Raw genomic sequence first — 18,291 nt, 5'->3', positions numbered from 1 at the left:
TTGATGACAATGCTTTGTCGGATCACAGGAGTTAGAAGATGAGACGGAAGTACGCACAGTTGAGGGTGGACGAGCGATGCAGGATCGAGCGCTGGCGGGCGGCGAAGGTGTCGCCGACGGAGATGGCGCGCGTGCTGGGTCGGCACCGCAGCACGATCTTCCGCGAGCTTAAGCGCAATCATTTCCAGAACCACGATTTCCCGAAGGTCGCGGGATACTTCGCGATGGCGGCGCACCGGCAGACGGCTAAATCTCAATCCGCCTCTAGTCCGTCGCTTGTCAATACGATTTAAAGCAGCTGCTGAATCTCGTTCCAATGCCACGCACAGGCTAGCCCGGTCGCCATGAGACCTCCGGACATGAGGGCTAGGTCGCCTCGAATGTCCCAGCTTCCGTAGCGCCGTAGGAAAACGGCCAGAAGAGGGTAGGTTAGGAGTTGGGTTAGACCAATGGCGAGCGCTGCTCCGACGATCCCGATCGACATGACGAAGACATACATGAATCCCGTCTGGAGCAGCGCATTCGTAACGTTCATGATCATTGTGCGGAAGGAATCGCCCTTGGTAAGAACGGCGTTTATGACTCCGCTGAATACGACGAGCGGTACATTGGCCATGCACAGGATCACCGCAATCGGACCAGCCAAGACGTAACGGTCATCGTAGATCAGGGAGACGAACCAAGGAGCGATCATGGCCATTGAGACGTTGAGCGCGAGGGTACCGCTTACGACGAGGCGCCGGGCCCGGAACAGGTTCGCCCGGTTCGCCGGATTTTCGGACGGGTGGCGCATCCGGTAGAGCGGAAAGACGACTGAGCCAGCGACTGAGCTTGACAGTGTCGAAGGCAGCGTCGCGAGCGTGAAGGCGATTCCATAGATCCCCAAAAGGTCGATCGGGATGGCCAGACCCAGGATGGCTCGGTCGCTCTGGGATATGGCGAAGGTCGCGAGCGTGCTAATGAAGAGGAATTTCCCGAAGGAAAAAATCTCCCGCATGTTGGCCGGATCGTAGCGGAACCCGTTCCGGATTCCGGGCACGTATTTTTGGTAGAGAAAGAGCATGATGATGGAGTGGAAGATCGTTCCGATCGCGAGTGCCCAAACCGATTGCAGGATATAGGCTAGACCTGTCATTGCCGCGATCTGCGCCGCCTGCGCGATGAGGGTCATCCAGGAATAACGTGCGATCCGCATGTGCCGCTGCGCGGTCAACACGTTCGTCGTGTTAAACCCACTGACAAGAAGCGAGAGGCCGGCGACCGGCAGGATGCTCGCTAGTAGCGGCTGGTCGTAGAACGCGGCCATGGGAAAGGCCAAGGCGCAGGTCATTAGCCAGAGGAAGACGCCGCGCAGGACCTGCATCGTCCAGACGGTATTAAGGAAGTCCTCGTCGTCGCCGCGCGGGTTCTGCATCACCGAAACGCGCAGGCCAACATCCGACATTAGGACCAGTCCGGACAGGACGACCTGAACGAGGGCCATCAGGCCGAAGGCTTCTGGAAACAGCAGGCGCGTCAGGACGAGGTTCGAACCGAAGCGAAGCACGTGACCGGCCCCGACCGTTGCGACCGAGACCGCCGTTCCCTTGAGGGCGCGGTCGCGGATGCTGTCGCTGGAGACGAAGGTTCTGAAGCGAGCTATCACGTGACCGGACCAGTTCGGGAAGGATGAGAACGCTTCGGCGAATACGAGGCGCTTTGCTAAGGAAGCGTCTTCACGCATCGATCCCGGGATGCAAGCTTGCCCGTTGCGAGCCGAACGATGGCGTCGAAGGAAAGGTTGTCGTTTCAAGACCTTTCAACGCATCCACATGATTGCAGCGCTGCGTGTAAATCTATTCTCTTCCATTTAAAGCGCTTGCTTTAGATTATCCTTCTGGGCGCGAACCGGGCATTAAACGTCGTCGATCATCCACGCGGGGCATTCTCTAGCCGCCGAAGTGGACGTTCCTTTCGTGAAGCGCTTGTCTCTTTCCATCCACGCCCTGCCCGCCCGCAACGACGTCGCATTCTTGGGAGCGGTGTTCGATCATCTCGAGGCGGGGCACCTCTTCGCCGTCGTGCGGCCCGACGTAGCGGTGCATCCGGTGCTGACGGGGGCGACCCACGTCGAAATCCCGGCTGCGAACGGAGCGTGGTTCGACCGGCCCCTCGCCCTGTCGCATTCCGATGATCCGGCGCAGATCGTCTTCTCGTCCGGGACCGAAGGCCTGCCCAAGGCCATCGTGCTGAGCCGCCGGAACCTTGACAGCACGGTGGAACGCCTCAACGCGGCCATGCGCGTTACGTCCGAGATCCGCGAATACGTAGGCGTCCCGGTTGCCTATTCTTTCGGGCTGGGCCGGGTACGAGCGGTCGCGGCGGCGGGCGGGCGGAGCTACATTCCCGCGGCTTTTGATCCGACCGAACTGCGCCGCCTGCTGGCAGAAGGCGAGGTCAATGCCCTCTCGGTCGTGCCGAGCCTTGCCCGGGTGATCCTGCGCGCCGCCGACCTCTTCGCGCCAATGGCCCACCGGGTCCGCTGGATCGAGATCGGCAGCCAGTTCATGACCGGCGCGGAGAAGGCCGCGATGCGCGACCTGTTTCCCCGAGCCCGGATCGTGCAGCATTACGGGCTGACGGAGGCTTCGCGCTCCACCTTCCTCGACATTTCCGAAGCCGCTCCGGAGGCGCTCGACTCCGTCGGTGCCGTGGAGGGGCCGGTCGAGGTCCGGATCGACGCGACGGGCCGGATCTGCCTGCGCGGGGATCACGTCGCGCTCGGTCGGCTCGATCCGGACGGACATCTGCATGCGCTCGCGGACGACGACGGCTGGTTCGTGACCCAGGATGCGGGCGCCATCGAGGACGGCCATCTCCATTACCGCGGTCGGCTCGACGACCAGATCAATCTCGGCGGCATCAAGGTGAGTGCCGAGGGGTTGGAACGCGACATCGCCGCCTCCCTGCCGACACTCGAGGGCCGCTTCGCCGTGGTTGGAATACCCGATCCGATCCGCGGCCACCTGCCCCTCGTTGCGATCGAGCGCGGAGCGATCGAAGCGCCCGAAACGGCGCGGCCCGCGATCGTTGCGGCGCTGTCCTTGCGCGGAGTCACGGCGGGCGACGCGTTCCGGCTTCGCGAGGTGGACGCCCTGCCCCGGACCGGGTCGGGCAAAATCCGGCGCGCGGCGCTCCGCCGGGACGTGGAGGACGAGGCGACGGCGGAAGTCCCGTCGGCCCCGTCCGCGCATGCAAAGCCCCGCACCGCGCTCGAGGTGTTCCGCGCGAACTTCCCCGGTCGCACGATGACGGACCGGACGCGCTTCGTCGATTTGGGCGGGGACAGCCTTACTTATCTGGCCGTCGCGCTCGATCTGGAACGTGTCTTGGGCGGGCTGCCGGAGAACTGGCAAGAGGTACCGGCGGGCGCGCTGGAGCCGAAGACCCCCTCCCCCTTCGCAAGCCTCGATACGCCGACCCTGATCCGCGCGCTCGCCATCTGCCTCGTCGTGATCGGCCATTTCGGCCTTTTCGACTACGGCGGGACGGGGGCCTTCGCTCTCTTCTTCATTGCCGGGCTGAACTTCGCGATGTTCACGATCCCGGCGGTCGAGCGGACGGGCAACGTCAGCGCGATCTTCACCCTGCTCCTCCGGATTGTGGTGCTGACCTGGCTCGTCGGCCTCGCGATATGGATCGGAACGGGATACGGCGATCCCCTCGCCTATACGCTTCTAGGAAACTGGATCGGACCCGACATCGCCGGGGATGCTTGGTTCATCGACGCCTACGTACAAGGCCTGACGCTTCTGTCGCTGCCGCTCTTCTCGGCACGGTGCCGCGCGGTGCTGGTCGCGCGTCCCTTTCTGCTGACGCTCGGTGCGGCAGCGGCGGCAGTCGGGATCATGGTGGTGAGCGACCGGATCTGGGACACGGATTATCTGTTCCGGCGGCTACCGCATCTGTTGATGTGGATGTTCCTGTGCGGCGCGGCGATGCAGTTCGCGCGCGGCCTCCCGGCGCGGCTCGGCGCGGCGGGGGTGTTCCTCTTGGGCTGGCTCGCCTTCTCCGGCCCCGAGATCCGGTTCGTCGTCGTGGCGGTGCTAGCAATCGCTCTCCTGCCTGCGGTGACGGTGCCGCGCGTATTGACACCCGTCCTGCGACACGTCGCCAACGCCTCGCTGATGATCTACCTGACGCATTTCCAGATCCGCAGCCTCCTTGAGAAGGTCGCGGGGTCCCTGCCGCCCCTCGCCGCGGTGGCGGCGGCGATTGCAGGGGGAACGCTCTTGTGGCTCCTTTACCAGCCGGTAGATACTCGGGTCAGGCGCATGATCGAGGCGGCCGGTCGGGTTGTTCCGGCCCAACGGATTCGCCGGGTCTAAGATCGATGCTGATAGAGGTAAAAGCATTCTTTCCGGTCTGTATTGCCCGGGCCCAGCTGGCCCGGGCGGCGGAGGGGGCCTCGTGAGCCGACCAATGCGGATCGGCGTGGTGGGCTGCGGCTGGGTCTTCGACCTCTACATGGCCACCGCCGGACGTCATCCGGGCATCGCCTTCACCGCTTTGGCCGATATCGACCAAGCGCGGCCGAACGGGTGGGCGTGGCCTACGGGATGCACGTCCACGCCGATGCGACGGCGCTGATCGCCGATCCGGAAATCGACATCGTCGCGAACTTCACGCCGATCCCCGTTCATCACGAGATCAGCTGCGCCGCGCTTGAGGCCGGCAAGCACGTTTATTCCGAAAAGCCTTTGACAGCGACGCTGGCCGAGGCGCGCGGATTGCGACTGTCCGCGGCCCCCTCAAACGCACTCTCGCCGAGCGTCCAGACGCTCTGGAGCCTCGTCGAGGCGGGCGCGGTCGGCGATGTGCGGCTCGTCTACGCGAAGTTCGATGACAATCCGGTCTACCTGCTCGGTCCCGAGACCTGGCGCTCGGCCACCGGCGCGCCCTGGCCGCATCTGCACGAATACGAGATGGGCTGCACCTGGGAGCATGCAGGCTACCACCTGAGCTGGATGTGCGCGCTGTTCGGACCTGTCCGCTCGCTCACCGCCTTCTCGAAGTGAATCCTGCCCGACAAGACCGACCGGCCGCTCGATCCAGCGGACACGCCCGACTTCTCGGTGGCCGCGCTCGACTTCGCCTCTGGCGTCACCGCGCGGCTCACCAACTCGATCGCGGCGCCGACCGATCACCGGACGCGGATCATCGGCAACCGGGGCGAGCTCTGGGCCGACACCTATCGCGACTACGAGGCGCCGGTGCGGCTCGAGCGCTTCGATCCGGTCGCGCTCAAGGCCCGCAACGCGCGGACGTTGCGCCGGCACGCAGCGCTCGGCGCGGCCTTCCGCGTGCCGCTTGTCCGTCCGGTGCCGCCGGGCGGCGGACGGCGGGCGCTCCATGCCCCAAGCGGAGGTCCGAAGGGAATCTTGCGCAGCTTGCGGCAGCGGCAAGAGCTATGGCCGGAAATGGGTGAACTGTGTCACGCCGATCGAGCACACCGCCTCGGCCACCAATCGGCCCTGCGATACCAGTACGTCAACCTACTGAGCCTTCGCGACGATCTCTTTCGGCTTGTGTCTCTTCTGGGGCATTTCTTGTCCTCCATCTGGCTCAAAAGCCTACTTCAGGGAGGACCACTTAGCGTAATCGCAGGTGGCCCTCGCGGAGAGCGCGGCGCTTCCCCAAGCTGACCATCATTCAGCAACGATCGGCTCGGCCGACATACAGCGGAGTACCATGATGCCCTCCTATGCAGCCTTGGACGTTTCCCAAGAGAAGACGGCGATCTGCGTCGTTGATGAAACTGGACGCATCCTCGCGGGGGGCGACCGCTTAGCCGGGTATCAATTGGAAGTTTGTCTCGGCGTACAACTAGCGGCCGATACGTCCCTACTTCCGGGAAAGTCCTGCATCATTTTGGGCAGCATTAACTATGGCGGTCGGCTCAGCTTGCTATCTGCTGCGGATAATTGAGAAGTCGGTTCGGTGCTGCCTGCACACGGTTCAGCCTGGCAAACGCTGAACGCGGAATGGCGCGGAGAATGATGGTGACGGACGCGATTACTGAGATGTACCGGACCCCAAGCGGATCGTTGGAAGTCTTCGGCCCCGGCTTGCCCAAGATGGAATCCTTTTCGAATGCGCTGTTGGTGTAGGAGGGACTTGCCCTGAACTTGCTGAACGACGACCAGAGGGCCAGCTCCGCGATGTCTGAACCCGATTGGAACCGGGAACGACCCCGCCGCTGGTTCGATCCGTCGCGCAAGCTTCTACGGTCGATCCGGGATTATCAGGGCGCGCGGTGGGCGTTGCCCCGCAAACTGGCCGTTCTGCGTCATCGCTTCTGGTCCGTCATGGCGGCGACCGACATTCCGCTTACCGTGCAACTCGGCGGCGGGCTACTTCTGCCTCACCCGGTCGGCGTAGTAATCCATCCTAGCGCGGTGATTGGCACGAACTGCCTGTTGTTTCAGAACGTCACTATTGGCTACCGGCCCGGCGGTTATCCCGTGCTAGAGGATGGTGTCGATGTCGGTGCGGGCGCGGTTATCCTCGGTGGTGTCAGGATCGGCAGCGGCGCGCGGATCGGGGCGAATGCCGTCGTATTGCGGGACGTACCTGCGGGGGCTGTCGCGGTCGGAAACCCCGCGCGTATCAAACGGCCACGCCCCGCCGGCAAACCCAGTCTTGCTCTTTCGTCTTAACCTTTCCCTAGCATGACGGAATCACGCCGTTATGGTTACACCAAGTCATCCGACGCATTGGGGAAACACATCATGAAGAATACCATTTCTGCCGCAGCCATCGTGCTTGCGGTAGAAAGTCCGGCTGCGGTCTCGACCACGCATTGCCTCACATGAACCGTTACCGGAAGGTGCCCCATCGCGTAGCCCGGCTTCGACAGCGGCGAGGATGGGTAGAGCGTGGGGATGGTGCAGAGGATCAGCATGGCGTCGCGGACGGAGGTCCTGTATGCGATCGATGAGCGATCCGACGTCTTCCGGCGCGCCCCTCCGGTCGCCTATCTCTGCGGAATGTATCCGACGGTCTCGCTGACCTTTATCCTGCGCGAGATTGAGGCGTTGCGGGCCCACGGCGTCGAGGTGCCGCCGTGCTCGATCCGACGCACTCCGCCGTCGCAGCATCCAGGCCCGCTCGAGCGGGCTCACGCTGCCGAGACCTTCAACACCCTGCCGGAGCTGGCCCGGCCCGGCCGTGTGAAATGGCTTGCCGGCACAACCACCTGAACCCCTTTAAGGAAAGAGCGGTCATCGGGAAGACTGGCGTTTTGTCCGGACGACCGCCGCCGCATGGCCGAAACCGTTCTCAGCGTTTCAATCGACCCTTTCGGCGACTTGGTCCCTGACTTGCGCCTGATCCAGCCAGCTCTCAAACATCAACACGCTCCAAAGCTGGTGGCCCCATTCCGCCCGGTGCTCCTGATGATCGTGCCACATGGCTTCGATCACGTCGGGCTCGAAATGGCCGGTTCGGACAAGGCGATCATGGGACAAAAGATCGCTAGCCCAAGGCTTCAGCGGTCCGCGGATCCAAGCGCCGATCGGCGCCTCGAAACCCATTTTGGGCCGCTCGAAGAGCGCGCGGGGCACGTAACGCGCAAGCAACTCGCGGAGGATCCACTTGCCCTTGCCATCCCGAATCTTGAGTTCGAGCGGCAGCGAGGCCGCGAAGCTCATCACGCGATGGTCGAGGAATGGGGCCCGGCTCTCCAGCGAGGCCGCCATAGTCGCGCGGTCGACCTTGGCCAGAATGTCATCGACCATGAAGGCACGCAGGTCGTCGGCCATCATACGCTCCTCGATCGCGAAGCCGTCCAGTGCGGACGGCAAGGTGCGGGCGGGATCGTCAGCGGGTCCGGCCCCCCGCACGCCCGAAACTGGATCGCGCCAGAAGGAGACCAAGTCGCGGTGCAGCGCATCGCCCGAGGGACTGCCCAAGTAGCGCCCCATCCGCCGTGCCCATTGCAGACCGGGCTCCTTGCCCTCGCGCGCGGGTCGCAGCGGGGCCAGCATCGCGCCCACCACGGCATCAGGCACTGCGCGCGCGCCACGCGCCAGCGCCATGCGCAGCCCGAGCGGCAGCCTGTCCAACCATGTGGTCAGCGCCGCGCCTTGGCGATAGCGGTCGTAGCCGCCGAAGAACTCGTCGCCCCCGTCGCCCGATAAAGCCACCGTCACTTGCTTCCGCGTGATCCGCGCGAGCAGCGCGGTAGGAATCTGAGAGGCATCCGCGAAGGGCTCGTCGAACATGTTCGGAAGGGCAGGCACGATATCGAGCAGCTCGCGCTCTCCCACGTAGACCTCCGTGTGCTCGGTGCCGAGATGCTCCGCCACATCACGGGCAAAGGGCGCCTCATCGAAGCGCGGCACGTCGAAGCCGATCGAGAACGTCCGAACCGGACAGTCGGCTAGGCGCTGCATCAGCGCCACTGCCAGCGACGAGTCGATGCCACCCGACAGAAAGGCGCCAAGCGGCACGTCGGAGATCATCTGCCCGCCCACAGCGTCGAGCAGAAGCACCTCCAGCGCGTCGATGGCGTCCTCCTGCGACCCCTTCCAAGGGTCGCCGCCGCGCGTGGCCAGCACTTTCATGAGCGACCAGTAGCGCGTTTCACTTGGCTCCCCGTCAAGCCCGTCGATCGTCACGATCGTGCCCGGAAGTACCTTGCGGATCCCGGGATGGATTGAGCGCGCGCCGCCCACGCAGCGATGGCGGAGCAGCTCCACGAGAGCAGAGCGATCGATTTCCCCGCGTATTCCGGGATGGACCCAGAGCGCCGAGAGCTGCGAGGCAAAAACCAAGCGCCGCTCCCGGCCCGTTCCCGTCCAGCCCCAGTAGAGCGGCTTCTCGCCGGCACGATCGCGACAAAGCGAAAGCGTACGACGCTCGCGATCCCACAGCGCGAAAGCAAACATGCCCACCGTCCGGGACACCGCCTCTTCGATGCCCCATATGTCAATAGCGGCCGCAAGCGTTTCGGTGTCGCTGGTGCCGCGCCACGCGGGCGTCGCACCGGCTTCCTCAAGCGCACGGCGGATTACGGCGTGGTTGTAGATCTCGCCGTTGTAGCTGAGCACGTAGCGCCCGGACGGAGAAACGAAGGGCTGCGCTCCCGCTTCCGATAGGTCCAGGATCGACAGCCTGCGATGACCGAGCACAATGCCAAGCTCGGGATCCGACCAGTGACCGTCCGCATCCGGTCCGCGGTGGTTCAGTCGGTCGGTCATGGCCGTCCCGAGCGCTACGGCGCGGTCAGCCTCTAAGACTCCGGGACGATAAAGAAATCCGGCCAATCCGCACATCGAAGACACTCCGTTTCAGGCGCGCCGGGCGGAGCGGGCGCGCGTCGTTGACACCTGTCGGCATCGCTTGCAGAAGCTGCCACGTTACCCGAAGGGCTACTACATATGAAATACGCATATTTTTTAAATATGTACCCGGGAACGAGCATGACGTTCATCCGCACCGAGATCACCGCAATCGAGGCTCGGCATGGCCCCATCCAGCGCTATGCGCTTCGCCGATGGAACGGTCCCTTGGTCACCGCCGGAGACGTGCGTGAGCGCGACCTGACGCGATACGTGTTGGATGCGCCGGGGCGAGCCGTGCTGCGCGCGCTCGCGGAGATCGTGTGCAACCCGGCCGGGATGGGACGCGCCATGTCCTCTCTAGTCGCGCTGTACCGGGCCGCGCGCAGCCGTCCCATCATACATATGGCTTATCTAGTGGAAGCCATTACGCTGAAGGTCTGGGCTCGTCGGGACGGGATCGCGCATCTGCATACCCATTTCTCGACCAACTCGGCAGCCGTCGCGATGCTGTGCCGCCGCTTGGGCGGCCCCAGCTATAGCTTCACTGCCCATGGCCCTAATGAGTTCTACGACGACAACCGTCCCACCATACCGCTTAAAGCCCGGCACGCGGCTTTCGTGGCGTGCATCTCCGCCTATTGTGAGGCCAAAATCCAAGAGATCTGCGGTTCTGACGTAGATGGCCGGACACGGATCGTCCGCTGCGGCATCGACCTGTGCGAGCTTGAGACGACACCGCCTGAGAGGCCGGACGCGCCCCTGATCTGCGTGGGGCGGCTATGCCCCGAGAAGGCGCAGCTGGTGACGCTTGAAGCAGTCGCCCGGATCGCAACTGATCATCCCGGTCTCCGCATCCAATTCGTGGGTGACGGCGAGGACCGCGCCGCGCTTGAGGTGCGCATCGCCGAGCTCGGGCTGCAGGACTGCGTCTCGCTGTTAGGATGGAAGTCGCACGAAGAGGTCCGGCGCCTGATCGCGGCGGCACGCGCTCTCGTCCTCCCAAGCTTTGCTGAGGGGCTACCAATGGTCTTGATGGAGGCGCTCGCGCTTGGCCGGCCTGTGGTGACGACGCCCGTCGCCGGCATTCCCGAGCTTGTCACGCCCGATTGCGGCTGGCTGGTCGAGCCAGGCGACGTGGAAGGGCTGGCAAATGCGCTTGACGCAGCTCTGCGCGCGTCGCCCGCTGAGATGCGGGCAAAGGCCGATTTCGGTCGCATCTGCGTCGAGCGCATGCATGACGGTGCGCACAACGCGCTCGGTTTGGCAAAGGCACTGGAACAGGCAGTGGCGGCCAGGCCCGGATCGTGAGACGGCGCAACCGGGCGTGACGCTCGGGCAGGGATTAGAAACAGACGTTGGAGTTGACCCGCTTTCACGGACAGGTTTCGGGTTTGGGTGTGCTTATCTGAGCACGGTCGGCATGATGGGGGAGGTGACGGCGTTGCGGCCGCTGCCCGCCCGGCGCACCACCGACTTCACCGAGCTGGTCGCCCGCGTCACGCGGACCGGCGGCTTTCTCGTGCACGGTATCTTCTACTCTGCACCCTCGCGCCTGATCGGCTAGCGCTTGCGGGTCCACGTCTACGACGACCGGATCGAAGCGTGGTTGGGCAGCACTCATGTCGTGCGCCATCCCCGCCTCCGCCGGCGCAATGACGAGAAGCGCGTCCACCGCATCAACTATCGGCATGTCATCCATGCCCTGCGCCGCAAACCGCAGGCACTCGCGGGATCGGTCTACCGCGACGGGCTCTTTCCCCACTCCGAGTATGCCGAAGCTTGGGCTGCGCTGTCCGCGGCCTTGCCCCAGCGAGACGCCTGTCGACGCATGGTCGAGCTGCTCTGGCTCGCCCATGACGAGGGCTGCGAAGCCGAACTCGCCGCGCTGATCGCAGACGACCTCGGCTCGAGGGATCTTCCCGATGCCCGCGAGCTTACCAAACGCCTCGAACCGCGACGCCGAGAACGCCCGGCCGATGTGCCCGTGGCGCTGACCGACCTGGCCAGCTTCGACGCCCTGCTGGAGGTCCGCGCATGACCGCCCGCGCCGTCGACGTCCACGCGCTGCCCGCCATGCTGACCGCACTGCGCCTGCCCAGCTTCCATCGCCACTGGGCCGGTCTGGCCGAGGTGGAACTCGCCGAGCGCGAGACTCGCCGCATCCAGCGCCACCTCGCGGAGTCCCGTCTGCCGGGCGGCAAGACCCTGGCGACCTTCGACTTCAAGGCGCTGCCCGCCGTGCCCCGCGCCCGCATTGAGGCGCTCGCCGCCGGCGACTGGATCGAGACCGGCGCCAACCTCATCGCGATCCACTGCCTGACAGGGCATTGCGCAGCAATGTCCCGAGAGGGGCAACTCCGGCGCCGGCAAGACCCATCTGCTCTGCGCCATCGGCCACGCCCTCGTCGAGGCCGGCCGGCGCGTGTTCTACACCCGCACCACCGATCTGGTGTCCAATCCTCGAGGCCGCCCGTCGCGACCTCGCTCTCGAGGCCACGCTCGCCACGCTCGACCGCTTCGACCTGATCATCCTCGACGACATCGGCTACGCCCAGAAAGACCAGGCCTAGACCTCCGTCCTCTTCGAACTGATCGCCCGGCGCTACGAAACCCGCAGCCTCGCCATCGCCGCCAACCAGCCCTTCAGCGCCTGGGACCGCCTCTTCCCCGACAAGGCCGTCACCGTCGCCGCGATCGACAGGCTCGTCCACCACGCGACCATCCTCGAGATGAACGTCGACAGCTACCGCCGCCGCGCCGCCGCCGGGCGTACTACCCTCGAGATTGAGGGCGCAGCGACAACCACCGACAGCCTCGCCGGCAGAACCAAGGAGGACGTCACCACCTGAACATCCTGCCGCAGCCACCAGAACCGGCCAACTTGGCTGTCGCAAGCGGCGCATTGCCTCGCCAGAATTGTTGCCGAAGGTAGGGCTGTTGCCTCGTTAGAAATGTTCCCGGGCATTCCTGGGGACGAGAGGCGCAGTTGTGAGGCGGGTGAGCATGGCGACGCGGGATGAACTTCTCGATGCGCTGATGGCGCGATACGGTCAGGCGACGCGGATGGACAAGGGTCGTATCGTGACAGAATTCGCGGCGGTGACGGGCTACCATCGCAAGCATGCGGCGCGACTTCTTCGCGGCGGAAGCAAGGTCAACCGGTCGAAGCGGTCGAAGCCGCGGCCTGATCGACGGCTCTACGACGATGCCGTCCGCGAGGCGTTGATCGTGTTGTGGGAAGCTTCGGACAGGATTTGCGGCAAGCGGCTCAAGCCCCTCATTCCGATCCTGCTCGACGCAATGGAGCGCCACGGGCATCTGGACCTCGATCCCGGGGTGCGAGAACGACTGGAAACGGTCAGTGCCGCGACGATCGATCGGATCCTCGGGCCGGTCCGCAAGGCGGCGGGCAGCCGCGGTCGTCGCCGCACGGCGCCATCGTCGGCAATCCGCCACGCCGTGCCGATCCGCACCTACGCCGATTGGAACGATCCGCCGCCCGGGTTCTTCGAGGCCGACCTCGTCTCCCACAGCGGTCCGCTGACGAGCGGCAGCTTTGCGCAGACGCTGGTGCTGACCGACATCGCGAGCGGCTGGACGGAATGCGCGCCGCTTCTGTTCCGGGAACAGCAGTTGCTGAGGGAAGTGCTGACGGTGCTGTGCAGCGTGACACCCTTGCCGATCCTCGGGTTCGACACCGACAACGACACCGTCTTCATCAACGAGACGGTGAAGGCGTGGTGCGAGGTGGCAGGCGTGGAATTCACCCGCTCACGCCCGTATCGCAAGAACGATCAGGCGCATATCGAACAGAAGAACGGAGCGGTCGTGCGTCGCATGGTCGGCTATCGCCGCTTCGAAGGACTGGCCGCCACGCAGGCTCTCGCACGCCTCTACCGTCCGATGCGGTTGTTCGTGAACTTCTTTCAACCGTCCTTCAAGCTCGCCGGGAAAGAGCGGGACGGCGCGTCGATCCGAAAGCGGTATCATGCCCCCCTTACGCCGCACCAACGCCTCGTCGCTGATCCGCGCACGCCGCAGGCGGTCAAGGAGGCACTGGACTTGCAGCATGCGACGCTCGATCCCGTCCGTTTGCTCAGGGACATCCGCGCTGCCCAGCAGGCGTTGATCGAGATCGCTGATACGTCGCCCGCCACGCCGAGCGACGCGCCGCCGCTCGAAGCGTTTCTTGAGAGCCTCAAGGTTGCCTGGTGCTCGACGGACCACGTCCGGCCAACGGCGCAACCGAAGCCTTCAAAGCCACGCTACCGTACCGTGCCCGACCCTCTGGAGGCCGTGACCGATGCTCTGAAGGCGTGCTTCGACGCCAACCCGGGCGTGACGGGACGGCAGCTCCTCGATCGTCTTCAGATCGAACATCCCGGGCTCTACCCGGATGGCCTGATCCGCACGGTCCAGCGGCGGCTGAAGGTGTGGCGTCGGGATCGCGCCAGGGCACTGGTGATGAGTGCGAGAGCCGGGGACGGCGCAGGCGGGGGCTTTCCGACGAGGCGCTGCACTGGTTGAGGGTTCCGCGCCCCGCCGGAAAGCCCCCCGCGCCCACGGATGCGTCCGCTAATAGCGCAGTCATTGCAGACGCGAACCAGCAGGTTTCTCGGCAACATGTCAGATGAGGCGACAAGCACTCTCTCGGGAACATTTCGTCATGAGGCAATACGCCGGACAAGTTGGTTGTCGCTTCGGTAATGGGGCTTTGACCGTCAAGCCCATAATCGCGCACGTCATCACGCGCGCGCCGGTCGAAGGCTTGCGCCGGCGCCGAGAGAGAGGCGCAATTATCTTCTGGCGACGGAGACGAGGCGTTCGCTGTCCGCTCTCTGTGCGCCTTTGATCCTCCCGGGTTCATGCTTCGGTCCGTGGTCAGCGCAGAGACTGCCACATCATGCCAAGTCCAGTGCGGTTCCCGAGCGCCTATCTCAACAGCGTGTTCGGACATGTGCGTCCGGCAACTGCGACAACCACGGCGTCATCGGGGACCGCGTCCCGGTGGGACTTCGGACGACCAGCGCGTCGAGCGCGGCCGAAACCTCCTGTTGTCAAAGTGTGATCAGGTTGGACCGTCTGCGAGAGAGCTACCGATCACGCGGCGGCGCAGCTCGGTGGGCAGTCCGAGGCATCGGAGCGTGTGAAGCGGAATTCAGTGCCATCCATCCACATCCGATGCAGAACCACTCCGATGCGCCGCGCCATCGCGACCACCGCCCGCTTCGTTCCACGTCGTCTCGCGACTTGCAGTCCCCACGCCTTCAACCAAGACGGCTTGCTCCGATGCAGCATCACCGTCGCCGCCTGGTAGAGCGCAGTGCGCAAGCCGACATCGCCAGCGCGTGTGATCGCACCCACGACGTCCACTTCCCCGGACTGGTAGCGCCCGGGCGTCAGACCCGCCCACGGACCAACATCTTTCGATGACCGGAACCGACCGGGATCATCGATGGCGGACTTCACCGTCAGGGCCACCACCGGCCCCACACCGGGCATGCTCATCATGAGCCGGCAGGCGGCATCCTCCTTTGCGAGGTCCCGCAAGCGGCGCTCGAGCCCGGCCAGTTCCGCGCGCAGCCCGGCGCGGACGCGCAGCAGCGCCTCCGACATCGTCTCCAGCATGGTGTTGCCGGTCGCAAGGTCGCGCACGCGCGCCTCGTACCGCCCCTTCGAAACCTTCCCCATTTTCAGGCCGAAATTGCGCAGAACACCGCGCAGCGACAGCTCGATGTCGAGAGCCGCCTTCTGCACTGCCTTGCGCGCGGTCAGGACCGCTCGCATCTCCTGGACCGACACCGACTTGCAGTGGACCGGGCGAAACCAGCCCATCTGCAAAAGCCGGGCGATGCCCTCCGCGTCCCGGCGGTCGGTCTTGATCGGCATGGCCTTGAGTGCGCCCTTCACTTGACGCGTTTCCATCAGCACGACCTCGAAGCCGGCTTCCGTGAGGTGCCTATGCAACCACTGCGACAACGGACCCGCTTCCAGACCTGCGGTGATCACCGAGCCGGACAGGCCGCGCAGGAAGGCGATCAACGCCGCCGGCTCGCTGTCGACCTTAGATTCCTTCAGGATCTTGCCGCGTTCGTCGATGATACAGGCCGCGGTGCTTGCCAGCGAAACGTCGAGGCCGATAAACATGTTCATGTCGTTGTCCTTCTTCCTGACCGGGAATTGGGACGCGCCGCAGGGCACGATCCCGCCGACACGCCATGCGTGCCAAGGGCAACGACACCTCTCTCCAGCCTCAACTACAAGCCGTGACCGTGGCGATCCGCGACGGGCCCCATTACGGCATCTCTACAGAGCCGCCTCGACGCGGTCGCGGCGGTCACCGGAGCCCCCATCGGCACCGTCACCGCGGATGCGGGCTACGCCTACGCCAAGGTTTTCGCCGGCCTGGAAGACCGCGAGATCACCGGCGTGATCCCGACCAAGGCCGAGCCGATCCACGCGAAAGTCCCGCTCAGGCGGTTCCGCTACGATGCACACAACGACATCGTCAATTGCCCGCGGGGCAAGGCCCGGACGGCCCAACAAGGCGAAGATCGTCCATGGCCGGTTCTTCGCGTCTAAGGCACGGGACTGCAAAGGCTGCGACCTTGCACATCTCTGCCTGTCGTCCTCACGCGTCACCAAATCCGTCGTCATCGTCCACGACTATCCGGCCTTGTTGCGGGCCCGTCGCCGACGGCTTCGGTGGGGGGCAGAAGACGTTCGTCTTTACCGGCGCCACCGTTGGCGGTCCGAGGGCTTTCACGGCGAGGCGAAGACCTGGCATGGCTTGGCGCGGGCCATGCGGCGCGGGCTCGACAACATGCGCATCCAGGCTTTCCTCACTGCCGCGCCGGTCAACCTCAAGCGGCTCGCAGCGGCCCTTCTCGCCATGATTTGCACCCTGATCGCACAGAATGCCGCGACGACCGAGCCAATCCGCGCCCGACGCGCCATCTCGGCGCTACCGAGCGTTCGATCGATCAAAGACGCCCGCCGGCGACGACGCCGTGACTACGGGACTTCGACAGCGAATTCTTCAACAGCCCCCGGGTGGGGTCGTTTAAGAATTGCACCGCAAACGAGCATCTGCGGCCTACGCCGCCAAGGCCGGCTCCCTTTTTCGAATGTCGGGCTGGTCATCACCATTTGCGTTCGTCGGCGCCGTCGATCGGACCCATCCAGTTGCAGCAGAGGGAATGCAGGCGAGAGCTAGGTAGAGCGCGGCTGCCAGCCTCTTGAGGTTGACTGCCGCCGCCGTGAGGAAGGCTTGGATACGCATGTTCTGGAGGCCGCGCCGGACCGCGCGGGCGAGCCCGTGCCATGTCTTCGCTTCGCCATGGTAGCCCTCCGACCGCCAGCGGTGGCGCTGGTAGAGGCCTCGGTCGTCCTCCGACCATCTTTCGCGACGGCGTCGCGCGCGCAGAAGCGCCGGGTAATCATTCCCGAGCACGACGGCCTTGTTCACACGTCCCTTCGACAGGCAGAGACGGGCGAGATCGCATCCGCGACAGTCGCGCGCCTGGGATGTGAAGAAGCGCCCGAGATGTTAAGAAGCGCCCGTGCTTGATGGCCCGCCCGGCCTTGAGCTTCTTGCCTCGGGGGCATTTCAGGATGTCGTGCTTCGCGTCGTAGCGGAACCGGCGCATCGGCACCGGGCTGCGGATCGGTTCGGCCTTGGCCGGGAGCGAGGAGGATCAGGCGGCCGTCCAGTGGACGGACGACCCGACGAGCGCGGCGATCTTTCGGCGTTCGAGCCTGCCAAAGATCTTGGCGTAGGCGTGAGCGAGGCATCGGCGGTCACCGTCTTCACCTTGACCCCGGTGGTCGTCTCGACCGCGTCGAGGCGGGCAAGAAGCTCCTCGCCTTCGTTCACTTCCCCGGTCGTGACCTCGACGTCGAGAACCACGCCGAAGGCATCGTCCACGACGCCATGCTGCTTGCAGCTGGGCTCCAGACGTCGATTGCGCCCCAATGTCGCCATGCTCGCATCGGGATCGGTGAGGCAGACCTTCCTGAACTTGCCGGTCTTCCTGGAATGCCGGAGCGCCTGCCGCGCGGCATCGTCTCCGCCGCCCTCGCTGTTACGGTCGCCGTCATCGCCATTGGCACCCGCGACCGCCGCGACATGGCGGACGGCCAGGCTCTCCCAGGACACGTCTGCCCGGATCAGAGATGCATCCACATGCACGATCCCGCCCTTGGCAATCCCGGCGCCGACGCAGTCCCGCACCGTGCGTTCGAAGATGCGCCGAAACCGCTCAGACCCCCATCGCTGCCGTATCCGCGTGAGTGAGGAGTGGTCCGGCAGCCTGTCGATCAAACCGAAGCCCGCGAGCATCAGGCGAACCGCGGCCTCCAGGTCGATGCCCGGTCGGCCAACACCCGGTGCGTAGAGGTCGGCGACCTCCGCGCGCAGCCAGCCAAGGTCGAGAACCCGGTCGACGCGGACAAGGATGTGATCGTCGGGGACGAGGTCACGCGAGCCGATCCGCAGACGAAGAACTCGAGCTGATCGCAGGTCTGACTGCCGATCATGCCACCCTCCACATGATGCCGCCATGAAGACGGAATCAGCAGATCGCGCCTTTTTCAACGGCCCCGGGTGCATTTTCAAAGGAATGCCCTGGCCCAAGCCGGCAAGAGCAGCCGGCGCGTGGTGTCCGCCTTCATCGCCACCGCCTTCGCCCGGCCCGACCACACCGCGGCCAGCGCCAATGGCGGCTCGTGGCCGACCAGGTGCATGGAAAGCTGCCGAAGCCGGCCGCCCTTATGGACGGTGAAGGCGTGAAGCGATCGATCCGGGGGATCGACCGTAGCCGGAATGAGGAGGATGTGCTCGCCTACATGACCTTCCCCCGGCAGCACCGAGCCAAGCTTCACTCGACGGATGGGATCGACAAGACTTTCCTGCACGTTTCCATTACTCTTCTGTCGTGCGGTCGACAGCGTGGCGCGTCGGCTG

At 64.9% G+C, this 18,291-nt stretch carries 14 protein-coding genes and 6 pseudogenes; 15 read left to right on the top strand and 5 right to left on the bottom strand.

The features are described 5' to 3' along the window. Positions 1 to 38: 38 nt before the first annotated feature. Entirely contained in the window at positions 39 to 293 is a 255-nt protein-coding gene (locus Q1A87_RS20955; protein ID WP_299656085.1) for a helix-turn-helix domain-containing protein, read from the top strand. Here the strand turns inward: Q1A87_RS20955 and Q1A87_RS20950 are convergent. After that, positions 290 to 1,645, bottom strand: a complete 1,356-nt coding sequence (locus Q1A87_RS20950) for an oligosaccharide flippase family protein (protein ID WP_299656083.1) — start codon at positions 1,643 to 1,645, stop codon at positions 290 to 292. The two genes, Q1A87_RS20955 and Q1A87_RS20950, sit on opposite strands and share 4 nt — an antisense overlap. 310 nt (positions 1,646 to 1,955) lie before the next feature. On the opposite strand from Q1A87_RS20950, the gene Q1A87_RS20945 reads away from it, so the two are divergent. The 3 genes from Q1A87_RS20945 (at position 1,956) to Q1A87_RS20935 (ending at position 5,057) form a co-directional block, all read left to right on the top strand. Then, positions 1,956 to 4,367: an AMP-binding protein gene (locus Q1A87_RS20945; RefSeq protein WP_299656080.1), complete on the top strand. Its 2,412-nt coding sequence runs from the start codon at positions 1,956 to 1,958 to the stop codon at positions 4,365 to 4,367. An 82-nt stretch (positions 4,368 to 4,449) separates the two neighbouring features. Next, entirely contained in the window at positions 4,450 to 4,629 is a 180-nt protein-coding gene (locus Q1A87_RS20940) for a hypothetical protein (RefSeq protein ID WP_299656077.1), read from the top strand. Next, a complete protein-coding gene (locus Q1A87_RS20935) occupies positions 4,587 to 5,057 on the top strand; it encodes a Gfo/Idh/MocA family oxidoreductase (protein WP_299656074.1) in 471 nt (156 codons plus the stop codon). The genes Q1A87_RS20940 and Q1A87_RS20935 overlap by 43 nt, the downstream gene beginning before the upstream one ends. Positions 5,058 to 5,453: 396 nt before the next feature. Here the strand turns inward: Q1A87_RS20935 and Q1A87_RS20930 are convergent. Beyond that, positions 5,454 to 5,585, bottom strand: a pseudogene (locus Q1A87_RS20930) (IS3 family transposase); the annotation flags it as partial. Between the two features lie 582 nt (positions 5,586 to 6,167). On the opposite strand from Q1A87_RS20930, the gene Q1A87_RS20925 reads away from it, so the two are divergent. Together Q1A87_RS20925 and Q1A87_RS20920 are read left to right on the top strand one after the other, a co-directional pair. Beyond that, entirely contained in the window at positions 6,168 to 6,698 is a 531-nt protein-coding gene (locus Q1A87_RS20925) for a serine acetyltransferase (protein WP_299656072.1), read from the top strand. A gap of 219 nt (positions 6,699 to 6,917) precedes the next feature. Then, positions 6,918 to 7,241 (top strand): hypothetical protein, encoded by a 324-nt coding sequence (locus Q1A87_RS20920; RefSeq protein ID WP_299656069.1) that lies wholly within the window; start codon positions 6,918 to 6,920, stop codon positions 7,239 to 7,241. 87 nt (positions 7,242 to 7,328) lie between these two features. Here the strand turns inward: Q1A87_RS20920 and asnB are convergent, their stop codons facing one another. Further along, on the bottom strand, positions 7,329 to 9,317 hold the full coding sequence (gene asnB / locus Q1A87_RS20915; RefSeq protein ID WP_299656066.1) for an asparagine synthase (glutamine-hydrolyzing): 1,989 nt from the start codon (positions 9,315 to 9,317) through the stop codon (positions 7,329 to 7,331). Between the two features lie 147 nt (positions 9,318 to 9,464). Between asnB and Q1A87_RS20910 the strand changes: the two genes are divergently transcribed. From Q1A87_RS20910 to Q1A87_RS20885, 7 genes and pseudogenes are all read left to right on the top strand, one after another. Further along, entirely contained in the window at positions 9,465 to 10,634 is a 1,170-nt protein-coding gene (locus Q1A87_RS20910) for a glycosyltransferase (RefSeq protein ID WP_299656063.1), read from the top strand. A gap of 112 nt (positions 10,635 to 10,746) precedes the next feature. Then, positions 10,747 to 10,890 (top strand): hypothetical protein, encoded by a 144-nt coding sequence (locus tag Q1A87_RS20905; protein WP_299656060.1) that lies wholly within the window; start codon positions 10,747 to 10,749, stop codon positions 10,888 to 10,890. A 3-nt stretch (positions 10,891 to 10,893) separates the two neighbouring features. After that, positions 10,894 to 11,364, top strand: coding sequence for a hypothetical protein (locus Q1A87_RS20900; RefSeq protein WP_299656057.1), 471 nt, complete (start codon positions 10,894 to 10,896; stop codon positions 11,362 to 11,364). Beyond that, positions 11,361 to 11,576: pseudogene (locus Q1A87_RS20895) on the top strand (ATP-binding protein); the annotation flags it as partial. The gene Q1A87_RS20900 and the pseudogene Q1A87_RS20895, both read left to right, overlap by 4 nt. A gap of 76 nt (positions 11,577 to 11,652) precedes the next feature. Next, positions 11,653 to 11,733: pseudogene (locus Q1A87_RS24310) on the top strand (hypothetical protein); the annotation flags it as partial. 181 nt (positions 11,734 to 11,914) lie between these two features. After that, positions 11,915 to 12,175, top strand: a complete 261-nt coding sequence (locus Q1A87_RS20890; protein ID WP_363323037.1) for an ATP-binding protein — start codon at positions 11,915 to 11,917, stop codon at positions 12,173 to 12,175. 139 nt (positions 12,176 to 12,314) lie between these two features. Further along, complete coding sequence (locus Q1A87_RS20885) at positions 12,315 to 13,853, top strand: ISNCY family transposase (RefSeq protein ID WP_299656054.1); 1,539 nt, start codon at positions 12,315 to 12,317, stop codon at positions 13,851 to 13,853. A 573-nt stretch (positions 13,854 to 14,426) separates the two neighbouring features. Here the strand turns inward: Q1A87_RS20885 and Q1A87_RS20880 are convergent. Beyond that, positions 14,427 to 15,479, bottom strand: a complete 1,053-nt coding sequence (locus tag Q1A87_RS20880) for an IS110 family transposase (protein WP_299656051.1) — start codon at positions 15,477 to 15,479, stop codon at positions 14,427 to 14,429. A 153-nt stretch (positions 15,480 to 15,632) separates the two neighbouring features. Here Q1A87_RS20880 and Q1A87_RS20875 point away from each other — a divergent pair. Further along, positions 15,633 to 16,302: pseudogene (locus Q1A87_RS20875) on the top strand (transposase); the annotation flags it as partial. A gap of 240 nt (positions 16,303 to 16,542) precedes the next feature. Here the strand turns inward: Q1A87_RS20875 and Q1A87_RS20870 are convergent. Further along, positions 16,543 to 17,864: pseudogene (locus tag Q1A87_RS20870) on the bottom strand (IS1182 family transposase); the annotation flags it as partial. A 52-nt stretch (positions 17,865 to 17,916) separates the two neighbouring features. Here Q1A87_RS20870 and Q1A87_RS20865 point away from each other — a divergent pair. After that, a pseudogene (locus tag Q1A87_RS20865) lies at positions 17,917 to 18,230 on the top strand (transposase); the annotation flags it as partial. Between the last annotated feature and the right edge of the window lie 61 nt (positions 18,231 to 18,291).

The organism is uncultured Jannaschia sp., assembly GCF_947494055.1.
Lineage (GTDB): Bacteria > Pseudomonadota > Alphaproteobacteria > Rhodobacterales > Rhodobacteraceae > Jannaschia.
Note: the sequence above shows the minus strand (reverse complement) of the source record. Positions and strands in the feature narration are given on the sequence as shown.

What these genes read in the sequence shown, in the direction of transcription:
- Q1A87_RS20955 (WP_299656085.1), top strand. Translation starts at nt 39, where the DNA reads ATGAGACGGAAGTACGCACAGTTGAGGGTGGACGAGCGATGCAGGATC.
- asnB (WP_299656066.1), bottom strand. Translation starts at nt 9,317, where the DNA reads ATGTGCGGATTGGCCGGATTTCTTTATCGTCCCGGAGTCTTAGAGGCT.
- Q1A87_RS20910 (WP_299656063.1), top strand. Translation starts at nt 9,465, where the DNA reads ATGACGTTCATCCGCACCGAGATCACCGCAATCGAGGCTCGGCATGGC.
- Q1A87_RS20905 (WP_299656060.1), top strand. Translation starts at nt 10,747, where the DNA reads ATGATGGGGGAGGTGACGGCGTTGCGGCCGCTGCCCGCCCGGCGCACC.
- Q1A87_RS20880 (WP_299656051.1), bottom strand. Translation starts at nt 15,479, where the DNA reads ATGAACATGTTTATCGGCCTCGACGTTTCGCTGGCAAGCACCGCGGCC.